The organism is Gemmatimonas sp. UBA7669 (assembly GCF_002483225.1).
Lineage (GTDB): Bacteria > Gemmatimonadota > Gemmatimonadetes > Gemmatimonadales > Gemmatimonadaceae > Gemmatimonas.
The window spans coordinates 72,795-92,997 of record NZ_DLHL01000056.1 but is presented as its reverse complement, the minus strand read 5'-3'; the positions used below and the strand labels follow the sequence as shown (position 1 = coordinate 92,997).

The 20,203-nt window shown below is 67.0% G+C and carries 21 protein-coding genes; 12 read left to right on the top strand and 9 right to left on the bottom strand.

Going from position 1 to position 20,203, the window contains the following annotated elements; genetic code table 11:
- The first annotated feature begins 54 nt into the window (after positions 1-54).
- Entirely contained in the window at positions 55-1,248 is a 1,194-nt protein-coding gene (locus B2747_RS18075; RefSeq protein ID WP_291164268.1) for a pyridoxal phosphate-dependent aminotransferase, read from the top strand.
- A gap of 22 nt (positions 1,249-1,270) precedes the next feature.
- Positions 1,271-1,549 carry an Lrp/AsnC ligand binding domain-containing protein gene (locus B2747_RS18070; protein ID WP_291164265.1) on the top strand — a complete coding sequence of 93 codons (279 nt, stop codon included), beginning with the start codon at positions 1,271-1,273 and terminating at the stop codon, positions 1,547-1,549.
- Between the two features lie 37 nt (positions 1,550-1,586).
- Here B2747_RS18070 and B2747_RS18065 read toward each other — a convergent pair whose 3' ends face one another.
- Complete coding sequence (locus tag B2747_RS18065; RefSeq protein WP_291164262.1) at positions 1,587-2,591, bottom strand: hypothetical protein; 1,005 nt, start codon at positions 2,589-2,591, stop codon at positions 1,587-1,589.
- Positions 2,592-2,709: 118 nt separating this feature from the next.
- On the opposite strand from B2747_RS18065, the gene B2747_RS18060 reads away from it, so the two are divergent.
- From B2747_RS18060 to B2747_RS18045, 4 genes are all read left to right on the top strand, one after another.
- Positions 2,710-3,645 carry a hypothetical protein gene (locus B2747_RS18060; protein WP_291164259.1) on the top strand — a complete coding sequence of 312 codons (936 nt, stop codon included), beginning with the start codon at positions 2,710-2,712 and terminating at the stop codon, positions 3,643-3,645.
- 67 nt (positions 3,646-3,712) lie between these two features.
- Positions 3,713-4,912 (top strand): metallophosphoesterase family protein, encoded by a 1,200-nt coding sequence (locus tag B2747_RS18055; protein WP_291164256.1) that lies wholly within the window; start codon positions 3,713-3,715, stop codon positions 4,910-4,912.
- 1 nt (position 4,913) lies between these two features.
- Positions 4,914-7,331 carry an SMC family ATPase gene (locus B2747_RS18050; protein ID WP_291164253.1) on the top strand — a complete coding sequence of 806 codons (2,418 nt, stop codon included), beginning with the start codon at positions 4,914-4,916 and terminating at the stop codon, positions 7,329-7,331.
- Between the two features lie 7 nt (positions 7,332-7,338).
- A complete protein-coding gene (locus tag B2747_RS18045) occupies positions 7,339-8,310 on the top strand; it encodes a GNAT family N-acetyltransferase (protein WP_291164250.1) in 972 nt (323 codons plus the stop codon).
- Between the two features lie 9 nt (positions 8,311-8,319).
- Here B2747_RS18045 and B2747_RS18040 read toward each other — a convergent pair whose 3' ends face one another.
- A complete protein-coding gene (locus tag B2747_RS18040; protein ID WP_291164247.1) occupies positions 8,320-8,487 on the bottom strand; it encodes a hypothetical protein in 168 nt (55 codons plus the stop codon).
- A 377-nt stretch (positions 8,488-8,864) separates the two neighbouring features.
- Here B2747_RS18040 and B2747_RS18035 point away from each other — a divergent pair, with 377 nt between their 5' ends.
- From B2747_RS18035 to B2747_RS18020, 4 genes are read left to right on the top strand one after another with little or no spacing between them, the layout of a single operon-like run.
- A complete protein-coding gene (locus tag B2747_RS18035; protein WP_291164244.1) occupies positions 8,865-9,278 on the top strand; it encodes a 6-carboxytetrahydropterin synthase in 414 nt (137 codons plus the stop codon).
- Complete coding sequence (folE, locus tag B2747_RS18030; RefSeq protein WP_291164241.1) at positions 9,256-9,921, top strand: GTP cyclohydrolase I FolE; 666 nt, start codon at positions 9,256-9,258, stop codon at positions 9,919-9,921. Before B2747_RS18035 ends, folE begins: the two co-directional genes overlap by 23 nt.
- A 17-nt stretch (positions 9,922-9,938) precedes the next feature.
- Positions 9,939-10,676 (top strand): SDR family oxidoreductase, encoded by a 738-nt coding sequence (locus B2747_RS18025; protein ID WP_291164239.1) that lies wholly within the window; start codon positions 9,939-9,941, stop codon positions 10,674-10,676.
- A gap of 6 nt (positions 10,677-10,682) precedes the next feature.
- Complete coding sequence (locus B2747_RS18020) at positions 10,683-11,345, top strand: hypothetical protein (RefSeq protein ID WP_291164236.1); 663 nt, start codon at positions 10,683-10,685, stop codon at positions 11,343-11,345.
- Here the strand turns inward: B2747_RS18020 and B2747_RS18015 are convergent.
- The 4 genes from B2747_RS18015 to B2747_RS18000 all read right to left on the bottom strand — a co-directional run bounded on the left by B2747_RS18015 (position 11,321) and on the right by B2747_RS18000 (position 15,543).
- On the bottom strand, positions 11,321-13,207 hold the full coding sequence (locus B2747_RS18015) for a long-chain fatty acid--CoA ligase (RefSeq protein WP_291164299.1): 1,887 nt from the start codon (positions 13,205-13,207) through the stop codon (positions 11,321-11,323). The genes B2747_RS18020 and B2747_RS18015 overlap by 25 nt on opposite strands.
- A gap of 155 nt (positions 13,208-13,362) precedes the next feature.
- Complete coding sequence (locus B2747_RS18010; RefSeq protein ID WP_291164234.1) at positions 13,363-14,202, bottom strand: hypothetical protein; 840 nt, start codon at positions 14,200-14,202, stop codon at positions 13,363-13,365.
- On the bottom strand, positions 14,202-14,969 hold the full coding sequence (locus B2747_RS18005; RefSeq protein WP_291164231.1) for a ParA family protein: 768 nt from the start codon (positions 14,967-14,969) through the stop codon (positions 14,202-14,204). Before B2747_RS18005 ends, B2747_RS18010 begins: the two co-directional genes overlap by 1 nt.
- Position 14,970: 1 nt before the next feature.
- On the bottom strand, positions 14,971-15,543 hold the full coding sequence (locus B2747_RS18000; protein ID WP_291164228.1) for a tetratricopeptide repeat protein: 573 nt from the start codon (positions 15,541-15,543) through the stop codon (positions 14,971-14,973).
- Positions 15,544-15,673: 130 nt separating this feature from the next.
- Between B2747_RS18000 and B2747_RS17995 the strand changes: the two genes are divergently transcribed.
- Positions 15,674-16,207, top strand: coding sequence for a phosphoribosyltransferase (locus tag B2747_RS17995; protein WP_291164225.1), 534 nt, complete (start codon positions 15,674-15,676; stop codon positions 16,205-16,207).
- Between the two features lie 3 nt (positions 16,208-16,210).
- Here B2747_RS17995 and B2747_RS17990 read toward each other — a convergent pair whose 3' ends face one another.
- Both B2747_RS17990 and ligA read right to left on the bottom strand, forming a co-directional pair.
- On the bottom strand, positions 16,211-16,771 hold the full coding sequence (locus B2747_RS17990) for a hypothetical protein (protein ID WP_291164222.1): 561 nt from the start codon (positions 16,769-16,771) through the stop codon (positions 16,211-16,213).
- A gap of 88 nt (positions 16,772-16,859) precedes the next feature.
- Entirely contained in the window at positions 16,860-18,884 is a 2,025-nt protein-coding gene (gene ligA / locus B2747_RS17985; RefSeq protein ID WP_291164219.1) for an NAD-dependent DNA ligase LigA, read from the bottom strand.
- A 104-nt stretch (positions 18,885-18,988) separates the two neighbouring features.
- On the opposite strand from ligA, the gene B2747_RS17980 reads away from it, so the two are divergent.
- Positions 18,989-19,330 carry a YtxH domain-containing protein gene (locus B2747_RS17980; RefSeq protein WP_291164216.1) on the top strand — a complete coding sequence of 114 codons (342 nt, stop codon included), beginning with the start codon at positions 18,989-18,991 and terminating at the stop codon, positions 19,328-19,330.
- Positions 19,331-19,348: 18 nt separating this feature from the next.
- Here B2747_RS17980 and B2747_RS17975 read toward each other — a convergent pair whose 3' ends face one another.
- Positions 19,349-20,203, bottom strand: coding sequence for a hypothetical protein (locus B2747_RS17975; RefSeq protein WP_291164213.1), 855 nt, complete (start codon positions 20,201-20,203; stop codon positions 19,349-19,351).

The following is a 20,203-nucleotide window of genomic DNA, read 5'->3' as shown; positions in this document are numbered from 1 at the left end:
GGAAATCTAGTCGGCTCCCGGGCGATTTCCCACTCCGAACTCCTGCGACCGGTCATGCCGCTGTCTTTCCAGCCGTCCCCGAACATCGCGCGACTCAAGGAATCCGCCACGCTGGCCGTGGCCGCCAAGTCCCGTGCCCTCAAGGCGCAGGGCATTCCCGTCATCGATCTGGGGGCTGGGGAGCCGGACTTCGACACGCCCGCCTTCATTCGCGAGGCGGCCGCCCGCGCCGTCGAGGCCGGCGCCACACGCTACACCAACACCGAAGGCATTCTGCCGCTCCGTGAGGCCATCGCCGCGGACGCCAACCGCATTCAGATGCAGGGCGCCCCGGTCACGCCGGCCGAAGTGGTGGTGTCGAACGGGTCCAAGCAGTCGCTCTACAACGCCTGTGTGTGCTGCTTCGGGCCCGGTGATGACGTGCTCATCCCCACGCCGTCGTGGACGAGCTACTTCGAGATGGTGGAGCTGGCGCGTGCCAATTGCGTGGCCGTGCCGGGAGATCCGGCGAACGATCTCAAGGTGACGGCCGCGCAACTGGCCGAGGCAGCCACGCCCCGCACGAAGGGGCTCATGCTCTGCTCGCCGAGCAATCCGACGGGCGCGGTGTACACCCGTGACGAACTGGCGGCCATTCTGGCGTTGGCCGCTGAGCGCGGGTGGTGGGTCATCGCCGACGAGATCTATCTGCGCATTGCGTATGAAGGTGGTGCGCAGTCCGTGCTCGAAGTCGCGCCGGCTCGCGACAACCTCATCGTCATCAATGGCGTGGCCAAAGCCTATGCCATGACGGGCTGGCGGATCGGCTGGTCCATTGCGCCGCTGGCCCTGTCCAAGGCCATGACGGCCTTCCAGGGTCACACCACGTCCAACGCGGCCGCCGTGTCGCAGCATGCCGCGCTGGCGGCTCTCACCGAACGCGAGCAGGCCGACGCCGCGGTCGAAGAAATGGTGCGTGCCTTCCGCGCACGCCGCGATGCGGTCATGCAGGCGCTCGATGCGTTCCCGAACGTGCGCTACATCCGCCCGCGCGGGGCATTCTACCTGTACGTGAACGTGGAGGGATTCCGCGGCGCCGAAGATCCCGGGGCGGCGTTTGCGGCCGCAGTGCTCGACGAATATCAGGTGGCCATCGTACCCGGCAGTGCCTTTGGTACACCGGGATGGATTCGCGCCAGCTACGCCACGCGCCAGGATCTCGCCGTGGAAGGTCTCACGCGCGTGGCACGCTGCCTGACCACCGGTTGACCTTCACGCGGAGACTATGGCGATGATCACCACGATTGTGCTCGTGCAGGCCGATCCCAAGTCCATCGTGGCCTGCGCCAGTGCGCTGGCCGGCATCGACGGAGTGGCCGAGGTGTATTCCGTGTCCGGGGCCTGGGACCTGGTGGCGATTGTCCGCGTGCCCGATCTCGATCAGATCGCGACCGTGGTCACGCAGGGCTTTGCCAACGTGCCGGGCATCTTGCGCACACAAACCCTTACGGCGTTTCGCACGTACAGCCGCACCGATCTCGAGCAGGCCTGGGACATCGGCGTCGAGTGAACGGGCCGATACGGTCGTACATGAGTGCTCGGCTGCGTTAGCCGTGACAGCGCAGACGCTCGTAGGTGAAGCTCTGGTCCCAGGCTTCGACGCGAAAGCGGAACCCGATCGTGATCAGCTCGGCGCGGGGATCCTGCAAACCGAACAGCAGTTCAGCCTTGCCGTCTTCGTCCACATCCACGGCGCCCAGAAAGCGTCGTCGCGGCGGCGATTTGCGATTGCCGAGTGTGGAGAAGGTGTGCGACGGCTTGTACCCGTAGATGCCCTTGTCGAGTACCACGATCAGTTGGCGTGGACGCGGCTGCGGAAACACGGGCACGCTGTCGGGCACGACTTCCGGATCGTCGTAAATGACCACCAGCGTGGGCTGCGCCGTGGCGCCCGTGGGTACCACATGCACCTGCCGACGGTAGCGGGGCATGGCGGACATGGGGATGCCCAGCGTGGGGGCCACCAGCGTGGCGATCGTTTCGAGCGTCTGGCCAATGGCGGCATCGCTGCCGCTGCCGGTTGGTCGCTGCGGCTTCGCGCCACTCAGCAGCAGCTCCACCCCGTCGGGCACCTGTGCGCGGGCTCCCGGCACGATGACGCGGCATCCCTGGATGGAATCCAGCGCCGTGCCGCCCTCCCACATGCCACGGGTGATCTTCACCGTGCCGCTCACTTCGCCGCCGCGCAGCGCCTGCAGGGTCACGCCGCTGTGCAGGGCATTCAGATCGAGGGCGCGCCACCCGCGGTTGCTGAGATAGAGCGGCTGGAATCCCTTCTCGCCGATGGTGGCAATGGGAACCACCTGATCGCCGTCCGGCTTGCGCAGCACGCGAAACAGCATGGGTGGCGCTTTGGCAATGAGGCTGCTGTCGGCCTGCCACACCGGATCGCCGACGGCGGGTTCCTGCAACGCCGACTTGAGTCGGTCGCAACCGGCCAGCATGGGCAGCAGGGCCAGCGCGACGGCCGATTGGCAGAACCGACGACGCGTGCGAGACGGGAACTGGGGAACCATGGGGAACCGGGCGGCCGGGCAAAGGGACAGGGACATGCAGGACTCCGCAGTTTCGTCCGTCATCGGTCCGTTGTCCACAGTCTGCCCACGTGTGGAACCCGCGCGGTTGGGTTTCGAGGGATCCTCTCCGACCGGTTGACGGTATCGTAAGGCGATGGCTCCCTTTCTGCGTCCCTCGTCCCGGTCTCTGTGCCTTGCGCTTGGCAGTGCGGCGTTGTGCAGTGCGAGCAGCGGGACCGCACTCCATGCCCAGACGAGCGGCCAGAACGTCGGTCAGACGACAGCCAACGCGCGCGCCGCGCGCACGTCGCTCGACGGTGTGCGCCTCATGGTGCGTCCTCGTGTAGGCGACACGCTGCGTCTCATGGTGGAGCAGACCGTCACCACCTCCCAGCGCCGGGACGCCAACAGCGCGCCGGCCTATGGTCCGCTGGCCTCAAGGGCCACGCTGCGCTCCACGCGCATCCAGCTCTTCGCGCACAGTCTCGTGGAGGCGGCCGACCTGTCGCATACGACCCTGTGGGTGCACTCCGACTCACTTGTTGTGGGTAGCGGCGACGCGCCCGACGGCGCGCGTCCCGTGAGTACGCCCATCTTCGGGCAGACCATGCGGATGAAGGTCACGCCGGATGGCGCCATGCGCGTCATCGAGTCATCTGATGGGGATGCCGACCTTGGTGCCACCCTCACCTCCATGCCCGGCCTGTTGCCCGCCGCGCCCGTTTCCGTGGGCAGTGAATGGACCCGTGACATGCGCCTGCCGTCCTTGCCGGTGGCGGGCTATCGGGTAGACGGCGTGGTGCAGGCGCGTTTGCGTCTCGATTCGCTCACCCGCGACGGGCGCCAGGCCTGGATCTCAATCGAAGGCACGCTGCATCGCGATGGGCCCCTGCGTGACTTGCCCGCCGGTACACGCGTGGTCACGGCGGGCACCATGCGTGGGGTCATGCGGGTGGACCGCGAACGGGCGTGGATCATGGACGCACGGACCGTCCTCGAGGTCCAAAGTGAGGTGGCCACAAGCCCCGCCGGCGCCACGCCCCCGCGTGTCTTCGACCTGCGCATCGTGCAGCGGGTGCAGGTGCGATAGCCCCATAGGGCGTCCCCAACTCCGCCTCCCCACTGCGGCGATTCCATGCGCCCGCGTACTTTGTGGGATGCGGCTTGTGCACCTCTCCGATCTCCACCTCGGGTTCCGGCAGTATCAGCGGCTCACGCCCGGTGGCATCAACCAGCGCGAGGATGACGTCAACCGGACGCTCTCGCGCACGCTCGATCAGGTCATCGCCTGCGCGCCGGATGTCATCGTCATTGGTGGAGACATCTTTCACACGGTGCGGCCCAGCAACGCGGCCATTCTGCACGCCTATCGGGAGTTCCAGCGCCTGCGCCAGGCGCTGCCGGACTGCGACATCGTGATGGTCGCCGGCAATCACGATGCACCGCGCACGGTGGACACCGGCTGCATTCTCGCGCTCTTTCGCGAGATCGGTGTGCATGTGGCGGAGCAGCGCGCCGAATGTTTCACGTTCCCCGAGCGCAATCTGGTGGTGATGGCCGTGCCCGATGTGCCGGGATTGCAGCGACCATCGCTGGTGCCGCCGGATGGATTTGCGCACCGCGTGCTGCTGCTCCACGGGGAGATAGCGGGCCTGCTGCCTCCACACGCGGCCGGTGAGGATCGTGCCGCGGTGGAGATTCCGCTCGATGACCTGCACACGAGTGCGTGGAGCTATGTCGCGCTCGGTCATTATCACGTGTGCCGCGAGATGGCGCCCAATGCCTGGTACAGCGGCAGCATCGACTACACCAGCAGCAATCCGTGGGGGGAGTTGCGCGAGCAACGCAGTGCGGGCGTGAACGGCAAGGGATTCATCGAGCGCGATCTGCGCACCGGGGCCCATCGTTTCCATCCGGTGCCTTCATCGCGTGTGCTGCTCGACCTGGAACCGGTGGATGCGTCGGGCATGGGCGCAGACGACGTGGACAAGGCCGTGGCGGCGCGCGTGGCCACGGTGCCGGGCGGCATAACCGATGCCGTGGTGCGCGTGGTGGTGCGCAATGTGGCGCGGCATGTCGTGCGCGAGCTCGATCACACGGCGCTGCGCGACTATCGGCGGCAGGCGCTGCATTTTCAGCTCGATACGCGTCGCCCCGATCCGCTGCCGGCGCTGCCCGGCGGTGGAGCCGGGGGGCGCGCCCGGCGGGCCACGCTCACCGACATCGTGCTGGGCAAGTTGCGCGAGCGTCCGCTCAGCGCCGGCGTCGAACGCGAGGCGCTGGTCACGCTGGCCGCGCAGTATCTGCAACAGGCCGAAGATGCAGCGGCGGCCGCTCTCCCCGTGGTGGACGGCTGACGTGCGACTGCATTCACTGCGGCTCCAGAACTTTCGTCAGCATGCCGACACCACCCTGCGCTTCGAGCGCGGGCTCACCGGCATCATCGGGCCCAATGGCGCGGGCAAGTCCACGCTGCTCGAAGCCATTGCCTTTGCCCTCTACGGCACGCCGGCGGCGCGTGGCACACGCGAGTCCATTCGCTTCGCGCGCGCGCCACAGCGCGCTCCCGTTCGCGTGGAGCTGGTTTTCGAACTGGCGGGCCATCGCTATCGCGTGCTGCGCGGCCTGAGTGCCGCCGAAGTCTACCTCGACGATGGCGACACGCCCATCGCCAGCACGCTCTCGGGAGCTACCGAGCTGCTGCAGCGGCGCCTCGGCATGACGCGCAGCGAGTTCTTCCACACCTACTTCACCGGTCAGAAAGAACTCGACGTCATGGCCGCCCTGGGCCCCGCCGATCGGGCACGCTTCCTATCGCGCGTGCTGGGCTACGATCGCATCAGCGTGGCGCAGGAATTTGCGCGGGAGCGACGCCGGGTGCTGCTCGCGGAAAGCAATGGGCTCAAGCAAGGCATGCCGGACGCAGACGCCATCTGGCGTGCCGTGGCCGACGCCGAGGCCCGAGTGGCCACCACACGCGAGCGCGTGGCTGAGTGCGAGCGCACCCGGGACGCATCGGCGGCGAAGTTGGCGGAACTCGAACCCACCTGGCTCGCGGCGCAGCAGTGGCGCGAAGAACATCAGCAGGTCCTCTCGGATTTCCGTCTGGCAGAGAGCGAGGCGCAGGCGCTGACGCGTGATCTCGAACGACTCGATCGTGATCTCGAGGCTGTGGCCACGGCCCACGCGGCGCTGGCCAGCGTGCGCGCGCAGCTTGACGCTTCCGCCCACGTAGGCGCAGCCCTCGCCGAACAGGAGCGGCTCTCCGACGCCGAGTCGCGGCGCCTCGCGTTGCTCGAGCGCGTTCAGGCACTCGCGGCCAACGAAGCGGCGCTCGCCGAGCGGGCGCAGCGTCTCGAGTCGGCGCCGGTGCTCGAGCGCGAAACACAGGAACAGCTGCACACGCTGCGCACGCAATTGCAGGACGTGGAGCAGCATCTCGAGCGCGAACGTACGGGCTGGGCGCGCGATCGGCAGGAGGCGGAAACCCGACTGGAGGCGCTGCGCCGGCAGTACACCGAACTCAGCGAACAGCGAGACAAGCTCGAAGGGCTGGGGGCCGATAGCCCCTGTCCCACCTGTGGCCGGCCACTGGGAGCCACCTATCGCAGCGTGCTGGATCAGTTGCACGAACAGATTGAAACGGTACGGGTGGACGGCAACTACTACCGGCAGCGCAGTGAGCAACTGAGCAGCACGCCGTCCGTGGTGGAAGAAACCGAGGCGAAGCGGCGGCAGGTGCAGCAGGACCTGCAGGCTGCGGAGAAGCGTCTCGGACGCATCCAGGGTGCGATGGGTGAGGCGGTGGACAATGCGCGGCAGCGGGAGCAGGTCACGGCGCAACTGGAGCTCGCGCGCACTGCGCTCGCCGCACTGCCATCCGGCTTCAACGCGGCGCAGTTGGCCGCGCTTCGCGAAGAAACCGCACGTCGGCAGGTGCTTGAGCGCGAGGCCGCCCGCCTCGGCGCCCTGGTTGATCGCGAGTTGGTCACGCGGACCGAACGTACGCGGGTGGTGGCGCAGCGCGAGCTGGCGCGCACCCGGCTCCTCGAACTCGAGGCCCGTCAGGCGCGTGCCGGCATGGATGACGCCGCCTATCTGGGTTTGCGGGAAGCGTTCGAGCGGGCCACGGCCGCCGCACGCCGTGCCGAGTTCGAGGCGCTCGCGGCGCAGGGTGATGCCGAGCGCGCAAGAGCCGCGCTGGACTCCGCCGAGCAGGGGCGCCGGGATCTGGCGCGGTTGCAGGAGACGCTCGATCGGATCGATGGCGAGCGCCGCCTGCACGAGGAACTCGACCGTGCCTTTACCGATGTGCGCACGGACCTCAACTTCCAGTTGCGCCCGGAACTCGCCGATGTGGCCAGCGATTTTCTTGCCGACCTCACGGACGGACGCTACCCCAAGCTCGAACTCGACGAGGAGTACCGCGTGGTGGTGCGGGAAGACGGGGAGCCCAAGCCGGTGCTCTCCGGTGGTGAGGAGGATCTGTGCAATCTGGTGTTGCGCCTCGCCATTTCGCAGATGATCGCGGAGCGGGCAGGGCAGCACTTCTCGTTGCTCATCCTCGACGAAGTGTTTGGGTCACTCGACGAAATGCGACGGGCCAACGTGATGGAACTTCTGCGCAAGCTGCACGACCGCTTCGAGCAGGTCATCGTGATCACGCACATCGAACAGGTGCGCGAGGGACTCGACCGTCTCATTCAGGTGCGATACGACGACGCCACCGGCAGTAGCCTGGTCACGTCGGACGCCCTCTCGGTGGCGGTGGGCTGAGATGGCCGTGACCTCGAGGCCACATCGGCCGCTGCGCCCCGTGGAAGGCCCGTTCGTGGCCACGCACGAGGACATCGCGCAGCTCAATGAGGTGTTCACCGAAGCCTTCACCGAGCGTTATCGCAAGGATGGCATGCACGGTGTGCGCGTGCCGCCGCTCAACCCGGCCATCTGGCGTTATGCCATCGATGATGCAGGAGACGGTGCGCTGTGCTGGCGCGACGAGCGCGGACGCATCGTGGCCTTCAACATGGCGCATGTATCTGGCGCGGAAGGCTGGATGGGCCCGCTCTGCGTGCGTCCCGATCATCAGGGATCCGGACTTGGCAAGCGCATCGTGCAGAGCGGCATGCGCTGGCTGCGGCAACAGCACACGCGTGTGATTGGCCTCGAGACCATGCCGCGCACGATGGACAACATCGGCTTCTATGCCGCGCTGGGATTCGTGCCGGGGCATCTCACCGTCACGCTCACGCTCGATGCGGCACTCGGTGATCGTTCCCCACGACTGCTCTCCCAGCTGCATGGGCTCGAGCGTGATGATACCATCGAGGCCTGTCGTCGGCTCACGGACCGCATGGCGCCGGGCTACGACTTCACGCGTGAACTCGACATCACCGATGCGCTGGCGCTGGGCGACACCCTCGTGCTCGGGCCGCTCTCCGATCCAAAGGGATTTGCGCTGTGTCACAGTGCGCCGCTGGTGGAGGGGCGTCCGCGCGATGAGCTGCGGGTGCTCAAGCTGGTGCTGGCGCAGCGCGCCGACCTGCCGGGCATGCTGGGGGCCCTCAGTGATCTTGCGCGCCGTCTGGGTACACGGCGGCTCGCGGTGCGCATGCAGGGCGACTGTCCCGAGGCCTTCCGTACCATGGTCGCACTCGGCGCGCGCGTGCGCTGGACCGATCTGCGCATGAGCCTGAACGGCTTCAGCGAAACGCCGTCGGCCGAAGGGCTCGTGTTGTCGAACTGGGAGATCTGAGCGGCGCGATTACTTGCGCGTCGGTCCGGACGGCGTGTCGCGCACGACCATGCGCCAGATGATGAGAAACACGCCTGCCGTGAGCAGCAGGTGTACCCATCCCGGGGCTTCGGTGGTGAAGGTGAGGGCACCCCAGACCACCAGCATCACGATTCCGGCAAGTAGCGAAAGATCCATCCCATAAATCTAGTGGAGGCCGGCGTCACGCGCTCGTCTTGCGCGGCCCGTGACGTCCCCGTAGAGTACGCGTCAAGCAGCAGACAGTGTGCAGGACCAACTGGTCGCGGAGCGGAGAGACTTTACTTCTTGAGCCGATAAGTCCTTAGAGAGGACTCGATAAACGGTGTGAACGTCATGCCCCAGTGCGGGGAAGGCGGAAGCGCGGTGAGAGTCTCAATCCTTTCCTTTGGGCTTCAAGACACCCTCTCCGTATCCGTGATCATGGCAGCGGCCCCGTCCCAGTGGCGGGGCCGTTGTCTTTCGGCCACATTGACTGGCTGGGGCCCGTGCGGTTCCCGAAGGAACTTCTCCCCCATTTCGACGGTTCTCCGGACATGCCCATCGTGACCGTGACCCGGCGACTGCGCTTCAATGCGGCGCACCGCGTCCACAACCCCGCGCTGTCCGACGAGGACAACACCCGCCTGTTCGGCAAGTGCAACAACCCGAACTGGCACGGGCACAACTACGTGCTCGAGGTGTCCGTGCGCGGCCCGGTGAACGAAACGACGGGCTATGTGATTGATCTGGGACAGTTGCGCGATGTGGTGGAGCGCGAGGTCATCAACCAGACCGATCACCGCAACTTCAACATCGACGTGCCGTACATGGCGGGCATCAATCCCACCACGGAAAACGTCGTCGTTCAGATGTGGCGGGTCCTCTTTCCGGCCGTCGCTCCGGCGCGCCTGATTCGCCTGCGGCTCTGGGAAACCGAGAACAACTATGTCGACTACGAAGGCGAGTGACGGCGTGAACGCCATCGCCCTGGGCGCACGTCCTCTCGTGCACATCAGTGATCCCGATGATTTCGCCGTGGACGGCGATCTCAGCGAATTCGAGGGTCTGGTGCACCGCCAGCTCGGTCTGGTGGGTGAGGACCCGACACGCGACGGACTCCGGAAGACGCCCAGCCGCGTGGCCAAGGCCATGATGTGGCTGACGCGTGGCTATCAGCAAACGGCCGCTGAGGTCATCGGCGACGCGCTGTTCGAGGAAAATCACGAGAACATGGTGATGGTGCGCGACATCGAGATGTATTCGATGTGCGAGCATCACATGCTGCCGTTCTTCGGCAAGGTGCACGTGGCCTATGTGCCGAACGGGCGCATCGTGGGCCTCTCCAAGATCCCGCGCGTCGTGGAGGTGTTTGCACGCCGGCTGCAGGTGCAGGAGCGGCTGGGCGAACAGATCGCCGATGCGCTCGAGGAAACCCTGCGGCCCAAGGGCGTGGGCGTCGTCGTCGAGGCGGTGCATCTCTGCATGATGATGCGTGGTGTCGAAAAGCAGAACTCGCGCACCATCACCTCGTCGCTGCGCGGTCTCTTCCGCGACGATCCCAAGACACGCAGTGAGTTCCTGCGCCTTGCGCATTCACCCACGTCTGTCTGACACGTAGTGCCGAGCGCATGAATCCGCTGTCAGGCACTCAGGCCCTGGTCACCGGCGCGTCCCGAGGCATCGGGCGCGCCGTGGCGCGTGCGCTCGCCGTGGCCGGGGCTGAGGTGTATGCCGTGGCGCGCGGGTTGGCCGGGCTCGAAAGCCTGGTGGCCGAGGTGCAGGCCCTTGCCCCGGGCGCGGAGGCCCGGGTGCATGCACTGGCGTGTGACCTCCGGCAGGCGCAGGACGTGCAGCGACTTCTCGTGCCGGTTCTCGAGACCGTGGCGCAGCGGCCCACGCTGCTCATCAACAATGCCGGCGTGTTTCCGCTCGCGCCCATCGTCGATACCACGCCCGAGGTGTTCGCCGACACAATAGACAGCAACCTCGTGGCGCCGTTCCGGGTGCTGCACACGCTGCTGCGGCCCATGCGTGAGTCGGGACGCGGCCACGTAGTCACGATCGGCTCGGTGGCCGATCGCCGCACATTCGGTGGCAACTCCGCGTACGCGGCCAGCAAGTTTGGCGCACGGGCCCTGCACGAGGTGCTGCGCGAGGAGCTCGTGGGGACCGGGGTGCGGGCCACACTCGTCGCGCCCTCGGCCACCGACACACCCATCTGGGATCCCATCGACCCGGACAACACACCGGGCCTGCCGCCACGCGCGGCCATGCTCCGGCCCGATGACGTGGCGGACGCCGTGCTCTGGGCGGTTACGCGACCGGCGCACCTGAACATCGACGAGGTGCGGCTGAGCCGCGCCTGACGGGTCATGCATCGCGACCTGCTCGACGCGCTGCGCTGCCCGATGGATCACGAGGAGTCCTGGCTCGTGGCCATGGTGCACCGCGCCAGTGGTGCGCAGCTGCTCGACGTCGACCTGGCCTGCCCGGTGTGCCAGCGGGAGTTTGCCGTGCGAGAGGGGGTGGCCGACTTTCGGCTCGGCGCTCCGTACGATTCGCGCGCCACGGCCGCTACAGCGCCGGACCCGCTGCGTCTTGCCGCACTGCTCGGTCTGTCACCCGATGCGGGGCCGATGTCTCGCCCGGTGTTGCTCGCGGGTGCGCACGCCGCAGCCTCAGGCGCCTTGCAGATGCTGGTCGAGTTTCCGCAGGTGCTGGCGAACCCGGAAGTGACATCCGCTGACGACGTGCGGGTGCCGTTGTCCGTGTTGCGTGTCGGCAATCGCCTGCCGCTTGGTGTGGCCACGCTGCACGCGGCGGCGCTCGACGCCGCACACGGGCAGCCGGAATTCGTGACCAGTGTGGTGCGTGCCGTTCGGGCCGGCGGGCGACTGCTTGCCCCGCCCAGCCTCCAGGTGCCGGATGGCGTGCGTGAAATCGCGCGCGACGAGCACGAGTGGGTTGGCGAGGTCGTGGCCCAGGGCCACGGCCTCGTGGAACTGCGTCGTCAGTCGGCGCCCTCGTACAACTGATCGATGACGGCCTTGTAGGACTTCTCCACCACGCGGCGCTTGACGCTCATCTTGGGCGTCAGTTCACCACGTTCGATGGAGAAGTCGTGCTCCAGCAGCCCGACCTTCTTCGGCGTTTCGAAGCTGGCCAGCCCCTTGAGCGTTTCCTTGATTTCCTTCTCCATCTTCGACTGGATGGTGGGCATCGCCAGCAGATCGGCACGTGCGGTCCAGACGATTTGCTGACGTGCCGCCCATTTCTCGAGCTGGTCCCAGTTGGGGACGATGAGCACAATGGGGAACTTGCGCTTGTCGCCCAGCATCACGGCCTGTGAGACGTACTTGTTGGTCTTGAGCAGATTCTCGATGGGCTGCGGCGCGATGTTCTTGCCGCCCGCCGTGACGATGATGTCCTTCTTGCGATCGGTGATGCGAAGGAATCCGTCCTCCAGACTGCCGATGTCGCCCGTGTGGAACCAGCCGTCGGCATCGATGGTCTCGCGAGTCGCGTCCGGATTGTTGTAGTAGCCCTGCATGATGTGCGGGCCGCGCGAAAGAATCTCGCCGTCGGGCGCGATGCGCACCTCCACACCGGCTATGGGGCGCCCCACGGTACCCAGTCGATAGGCATCGAGCGTGTTGGCGCAAATGACCGGTGACGTTTCCGTGAGGCCGTAGCCCTCGAGGATGACGAGACCTGCCGAATAGAAGAACTTGGCGATTTCGGGCGAGAGCGGTGCGCCGCCCGAAATGAAGAAGCGCACGTTGCCGCCGGTGCGTTCGCGCAACTTGGAGAACACCAGCTTCTGCGCGAGCCCATACTGCAGTCCCAGCAGACCGCCGCCATCGCGTCCGGCAAGCCGCTCGTCGGCCCAACGCTCTCCCACGGCCTTGGCCCAGAAAAAGATGCGCTTCTTGAGCCCGCCCGAACTCACGGCGTTCTCCAGCACACGCGCATAGATCTTTTCGTACAGACGCGGTACCGACAGCATGAGTGTGGGCTTGATCTCACTCATGTTGACCGGCACCGTGTCCACCGACTCCGCGTACGCGATGCGCACGCCGCTCGCGAACAGGAAGTACGCGCCCGTTCGCTCGAAGATGTGGCTGAGTGGCAGGAAGCTCAGCGCCGTGTCGGTGACCGACGACTGAAACACCTGCTGACAGGCGATCACGTTCGAGTGCACGTTGTCCTGCGTCAGCATCACACCCTTGGGATTCCCCGTGGTGCCCGAGGTGTAGATGAGCGTGAGCAGGGCGTCGGGTGTGACCTGCAGGGCGCGCTCCTTGAACGCCGTGGCCCGCTCGGCACTGTCGAGTGCCGCCCCGCGCGCCATGACCTCGGCCAGGGTCATGTCACAACCGTCAGTCGTGCTGGCGGCCATGCCGATGATCCACTGCAATCCCGGTGTTTGTGCGCGCACACTGCTCAGCTTTCGCGCCTGCTCCGGCGTGGATACCACGATGGCCCGCGCCCCGGAGTCGTTGATCAGATAGGGGATCTGCTCGGCGGGCAACGTGGCGTAGATGGGCACGTTGGCAATGCCGCTGCACATGCAGGCGTAGTCGGTGAGCAACCACTCGGGACGATTCTCCGAAAGGATGCCCACACGGTCCTGCGCCGTGATGCCGAGATCCTCGAGTCCGAACGCGAGGTGGCGTACCTGCTCGAGGATGCGCCGATGACTCGTGGGCTGCCAGACACCATTCACCTTGTACAACAGGGCGTCCGGCCGGTCGTAGCGCTCGACGGCATCGAAGAAGAGACGACACAGCGTCCCGGGCGCCGGACGTGGTCCACCGGCGGCTGCGACGCTCGGCGAGGGAATGCCAGACAGGGTGTTGTGCAGCGAGGGTACGGCAGAGGCCGCCAGTGATGTCATCACGCGCGCTCCAGCGAAAGGCCGAAGGAGGGAGTCGGCCGGAGAATTCAGGGGGACCCGGAAATTGGCGACGGGTGCGCCCGGGCGCCACAGTCCTGGCGGCGGCGCCAGGACTCGTGCGGGTGTGCTACGTCAGGCGGTCAGCGCCGACCGTGTCAGCGCCGGACCGTGTCGGCGACGATGGCCCGCAGGCGCAGGGGCGCGCCCTTCAGCGGACGACCGCGATAGAAAGCCTGCATCTCGACCACGACACTGTCCACCGTGCCGGCTGCTGGAAACGCTCCGGCGCGAACTCGCACAAAGCGATCCACTTCACCCTGAGAGCCTGTCGTGTCCACCGTGGTCGGCCGGCTCTGCTCGTTCACCAGCCAGGCCGCCTGCGTGGTGTCGTTGTTCGGATTGGCCGGTGACACCAGGCGATATCGCACCACCCAGGCATTTACCGGCCGCTTCGTGGTCGTTTCCGTGTTCTGCAGCACCGCGCGAAACGCCGCCGTGCGATTGGCGGTGGTGTCGAAGGGCAGCATGTTCAGCGTCTGCGTAGGCGACGTGCCCTCCATGGTGTCCGGCCGAATCGTCACCACGAGAGAGCGGATCACCTGAAGCGTGGATCCCACTCGTGCCGCGAGACGTGGCTCGCCGTTTGGCGTCTTGGCCGCCACCACGATGCCCGACGCGGAGTCGACCAGCAGCGCCGAGTCGCGATTGAAGTCGGCGTAGAGATAGCGAACCGGTGCATCGGCAATGACGTCGCCCGACACATTCCGCACAATTGCACGCATGGGCGATACCACGCCCTCGAACGTGCGCAGCGTGTCGCCGGCAACGATGGACGGTGACGGGAACGGTTCGAGTTCGATGGCCGCTGGGCGATCGGGACCGGTGCCAATTTCGGCGCAGGCCGCCGCAAGGCCGACCACGGCGAGTGGAACGAGCACCAGAGTCCCGAGCACACGACGTGCCCGGTTGAACACCTGGTTGAACGGGACGTGCATTACGCGAAACGCTCCGCGAGGCGCGTGGCGATGTTGATATAGGCCTGACTGGCCGGATCGGCCGGCGCACGCAACACGACGGGCTGCCCGGCCGAGAAGGCATCGGCCGTAGCCGGCGTCCGCGGGATGGGCGTGTCGAACACGAGGTGCTGCGGCAGGTGCTCTCGCACGTAGCGTACCACGCGCTCGGTGGCGGGGTTCCCTTCCTCGAACATCGTCAGCAGGATGCCTTCAAGCGTCAACTCGTCGTTTTCGCTGATGACGTCCTGAATGGCGCGCAGAATTTGCGGCGTGGTCTGCAGTGCCAGCGGCTCGCATTGCAGTGGTACCACCACATGCTGACTGGCTGCGAGCACGCGCCGCGTGATGGCGCCAAGGCCCGGCGGGGTGTCCACCACCACGACGTGACAGCGCTCACGCGCCATGGCGAGCAATTCCCCGAGCACGGTCGTCTCGCCAACTGACCGCTGGAACGCCGTGTGGTCGGCGGAGTCGGACACGGTGCCGGCGAGAATCACGCGCAACCAGGGCAGCGCGGTGGGAAGAATGACTTCACGCAGACTGCGCTCGCCGCGGAGGTAGTCATCGAAGCCCACCGTGGGGTGACCACGCCGGAGGCCCACGCCGTACCGCACGGCACCCTGCGGATCCGCGTCCACGAGCAGGGTCTTGAGTCCGCGGCGTGCAAACGCCACCGCCAGATTCACGGCCGTGGTGGTCTTGCCCACTCCGCCCTTCTGACTGACAATCGAGAGTACGCGTCCCACGTCAGCCCTCACGCGCGCGGTCGTCCGTCCAGCCATCGGCGACGGACTCATCACCAGGCGCCTCGTGCATGCCGTCCTCTGACGTCGCGTCGGCCTGTTCGGAGAATCCGTTGCCCTGGAGCTGCGTCAGGGTGCGCTCCGCATGCGCGCGAAACTTCGCCGACCCGGCGTCGTCGGCGCGCGTCACACGCAGGAAGGCCTCGAGATGCATGCCCGCATGCGCCGTGTCGCCACGCTTGAGCAGCAGGAAGGCCAGGCCGTAGTGCGCGCCAGGCAGGTCGGCGTCGAGTTGCAGTGCGCGCCGATAGGTGCGGATGGCCTCCTCCGGTTGACCGGTCTTGGAGAAGGCGATGGCGATGTTCTGCAGCACGCGCAGATCGTCCGGATGCTCGCGCAGCGCGAGCCGGTACGATGTGAGGGCGTTCGCGTAATCGCCGCGCGATTCGAGATCGAGCGCTTCAGAGAGGAAATCCGGTTGGCGCGGATCGCGCCCGGACGAGCCGCCCACGAGACGGCGCCACCAGGTCATGGGCTCGCGGAGTGTCGTGAGGGAAAAGAAGAAGAGACTCGGCACGCCGAATCGTGCTGAGCTAACCTATCGGCGCGTCCGCGTGGCTACAAGCTCACAGCGAGCCACCTGTCACGCTGCGTTGCCGGTGACCCCATCCGGGGCTAGACTCCCCCATCCCCCTCCGGAGCTGACGATGTCAGGACCCATGCCGTACGCCCCCGATCCCAACAAAGGGGTTCTCATCGTCGACTGGCCGCTGTTCGGTGAGCTCTCGCGCGCCCTGGCCCTGCGCGTGGCGCGCGAATGGATGCCCGATCTGGTCGTGGGCGTCGCCACTGCGGGGGTCGTGCCCGGTGCGGCCGTCGCCGCCATACTCGACCTGCCGTTTCACTCCATCCTGATTTCGCGGCGTTACAGCGCAGCGCAGGTGCGGGAAACGCCCGCTGTGTTTGGGGCCGCGCCAGCCGACGTGCGCAACAAGCGCGTGCTGCTCGTGGACGAGACCTGCGACTCGGGGCAGACGCTGCGACTGGCAGTGGGTGCCATCGTCAATGCCGGTGCACGCGAAGTCCGCACCGCAGTCAGCTTTCGCACTGGCAGCTACGCCCCTGACTATCATGCGCTTGCCACGCAGGCCATGATCGTCCTGCCCTGGGACCGCGAAGTGCTCGTGGACGGGGAGCTGCGCCCCAATCCCAAGTATGCCGGGGTCCTGACGGACCCCTGAGCGTCAGGCGCTGGCGGCGGCCCGGTCGTAGGGAATGCCGCGCTGCATGGCTTCCCACACGTAGTCCATCACGTCCACGGAGCCGAGCAGGAATCGGCCACGGCCGGCTTCGCCCTCCGGGCTGACTTCGAGCACGGCAATGGGCGCTTCGGCCAGTCGGCCAAAGAATCCGGCAAACACCCCGACGCTCACGGGGCAGCCGCCGCCCGACTCGCCAGCCTCGCTCCACTCACTGGCCTCGAGCGACATGACGGCCTCGCTGAGTGGCACCAGTTCGACGCGGCCCCAGCCCAGGTCGTGAAAGAAGGCCTGCAGCAACCAGGGAAAGCGGTCGTCCGCGAGGTGGGCGGGCGCGGTCTCACCCTGCTCGTCCAGCCAGGCGGCAAACTGGTCGTACAGCGCCTGGCCGGTCACGAAGCCGGCGTCGCGTATGGCGTCGGGCACGGAGGCAGCCGCGAGACGCAGCCCGTCGAAGAGTTCGGCGGGCACGCTCACGCGGCGCAGGGCGGTCGGAGGCAGGGCAGGGCTCATGTCAGCGTGACGCTCGCCAATGGAGGCGGTCACGTCAAGCGTCCGGGGCTGTGACGAGCCGTGCCGTTGCTGTTCGGCCAGTCGGCCCGAGCAGCGGCTGGACGCGCCCACGCGGGCGAACTCACGCCGAGGCCCGCCGCCGCAGCTCGGCCTCGTCGATCACCTCGACACCAAGCTCCCTGGCCTTGTCCAGCTTGCTGCCCGCCTCTTCGCCAGCCACTACGAAGGTGGTCTTACGGGACACGCTGCTCGTCACCCGGCCGCCCGCCTGCTCCACGAGCGCCGTGGCCTCACCGCGCGACAGGGTGGGCAGGGTGCCGGTAATGACCACGGTGGCGCCGGTGAGCGGCCCATCGGCCTGTACCGCGTTGGGCTCGTCGAAGCGCAGTCCACGGGCCCGCATACGCTCCACCAGATCCCGCACACTGGGATTGGCGAAGTACTCGCCGACTGATTGGGCGATGATATCCCCGATGCCACGCACCGCCGCCAGTTGCTCGGGCGTCGCGGACATGAGCGCGTCCATGCTGCCGAACTGCCGCGCCAGCAATTGCGCCGCCTGTGCGCCCACGTGGCGAATGCCGAGCGCGAAGAGCAGACGCGAAAGGGGCTGCTGCTTGGCGGTCTGCATGGCCTGCACCAGATTCTCAGCGCTCTTCTGGCCGAAGCGCTCGAGGGTCACGAGCTGCGCCACGGTCACGTCGAACAGATCGGCACAATCGTGTACGAGATCGGCATCAAGCAGCTGTTGCAGACGTGCATAGGACAGGCCGTCGATGTCCATGGCGTCCTTGCTCGCAAAGTGCACGAGCCCTTCAAGCTGCCGCCCTGGACACGCCACGTTGGGGCAGTAGGTGGCCACGTCCTCGCCTTCGCGCACAACGGCCGTCTGACAGCGCGGGCAGTGTGTGGGCATCTGCCAGGGCTGTTCACTGCCTGTGCGGCGCTCCGGCACCGGCCCCAGCACGTAGGGAATCACGTCGCCGGCCCGCACCACCTGCACCATGTCGCCTTCGCGCAGATCCTTGGCCGCGATCTGATCCGCGTTGTGCAGCGAGGCAAACGTGACCGTGGCACCGCCCACTTCCACCGGATCGAGCACGGCAAAGGGTGTCAGCACACCCGTGCGGCCCACATTCACATCGATCCGCTCGAGACGTGTGACGGCCATGTCCGGAGCGAACTTGCGCGCGACGGCCCAGCGCGGCGTGCGATCGTTGCGCACACCCAACTCATCCTGCAGCGCCACGTCATTGAGCTTCACCACGCCACCGTCGATGGCAAATCCCAACTGCGCGCGCGTTTCGTGTTCCACCGTGTGCGCCCACGCTGCGACTTCGGCCATGGTGTCGCAGCGCGCGCGGTGCGGTGCCACCGGAATGCCCCAGGCACTCAACTGCTCGAGCAGATCCCATTGCGTGCGCGCGGGAACGCGCCCATCGGGCAACACGGCCGCGTAGCCGAAGAATCGCAGCGGGCGCTGCGCCGTGATGGAGGGATCGAGCTGACGCAGTGATCCGGCGGCCGCGTTGCGCGGGTTCACGTACACCGGTTCGCCCGCCGCCACGCGCGCGTCGTTCATGCGCTCGAAGCCGGCGAATGGCAGATAGATCTCGCCACGAATCTCCATCAGTGGTGGATGCCCGTCGCCCAGCAGACGCAGCGGCACACCGCCGATGGTGCGCACGTTCGCCGTCACATCTTCGCCTTCGGTTCCGTCGCCGCGTGTCGCAGCCGTCACCAACACGCCGTCGCGATACGTGAGGGCCACCGCCGCGCCGTCGATTTTGAGTTCGACGGTGTATCCGGATTTGTGCACGGCATCACCAACGACCCGCTCGATCGATTTCTCGAAGTCGCGCAACTCGTCGTCGTTGAACGCATTGTCGAGCGACATCATGCGCACGAGGTGGCGATGCGTGGCCAGTGACGCCTGCACCGGCGCACCGACTCGCTGGGTCGGTGAATCTTCTGTACGCAGTGTGGGGTATTGGTGCTCCAGGTCCTGCAGTTCGCGGAACAAACGGTCGTATTCCGCATCTGAGAGGACGGGGGCGTCGAGCACGTAGTACTCGTACTGCGCACGGCTGAGTTGCAGTCGCAGTGATTCGGCGCGCTGGGCGATGGACGGGGGCACGGCAGTCATGCCGGGAATCTACCGCCGCCGTGCGATTCGTCACCCTGATGGTCCGTCGCTTCGCGGGCCATATTTCCATTCCACATCATCGCGCAGCACGCGCAGGAGGCAGCATGTTCGGACGCGACACACACGACGAGCACGATTCGGAACACGAGCAGGGTGGCCGGCTCGACCCGAGAGCCCTTGGCGTGGGCGTACTGATCGGGTTGGCCCTGGGCGCAGGTGCGGCGCTCCTGCTCGCGCCGGCCAGCGGCGCGGACACACGGCGCCAACTGCGGCGCGGCGCGCGTCGCCTCTACGATCGCAGCACCGATGCCGTGGAGGAGCTGCGGGACGAAACCACCCGCTCGGCGCGACGTCTGGCGCGGCGCGGCATGAAGCGCGGTCGTGCATTGGTGGACGGCGCCCGCGAAACCGTGCGCGACACGGTCCGAAACGGCGGGCGCTGGTAGCACCCGCGAGACGGGGACCTACCGCGGCAGGCGCCGGAGCTCGGCTTCGGCGCTCTGCCGGTAGTACTCGTCGTTGGCGTCAATGAGCGGCGACCGCAGAGCCGCTTCATACGAGGCACGTGCATCGGCCCGGCGGCCCATGTCGCGGTATATGCGCGCCAGGTCAAGTCGGTGTACCAGCCGTGTGGGCTCGATGCGCACGGATTCTTCCAGGTGACGCACGGCTTCGGCCCAACTGGCCGATTCAAACACCTTGCCGCCCAGAAACGTGCGCGCCATGGCGCGCGTGAAGCCATTGAGCCGCATCACTTCGGCGTGCCACACCCCCAGCACGTGCAGCGCACCGGCATGGCGCGCGTCCAGTCGCAAGGCTTCGAGTGCATGATCGCGCACTTCGGTGGCGAACTTCACGCGGTCCCGTGGACCGAGTGTCAGGGCAGTACGCCCGACCGCGCGCGCCAGCTGAAACCGGGCCTCCGCCTCGGTGGGCGCGACCTCCACCGCCCGGCGCGCATGCGTCACCGCGCGGGCGTACAGCGCGCTGCGCTTTTGTGTGTCGCCCTCGACCTCGCCAAGGTCCACCGCCTCACGTGCCGCGCGCCAGAGCGCCGGCGCATGACGCCCGTCGACCGCCACCGCGCGTTCAAACAAGGCCAGGGCCGCCGCAGAGCGACGCGCGGCGCTCTCACGGTCGCCCTGCGCCACAAGGGCCTCCACCCCGGCGCCGCCAAGGGTGGATGACGCTGCACCCGCTCCGCTCGGTGCCACTGCACTCCCCTGGGCCCTGACCAGGCCCGGCCACAGTGTGGCCGACCCCAGCAGCAGCAGCCCGGTGCAGAGTGCACGCGGCGAAATGTAGGTGTAGCTTGGCAT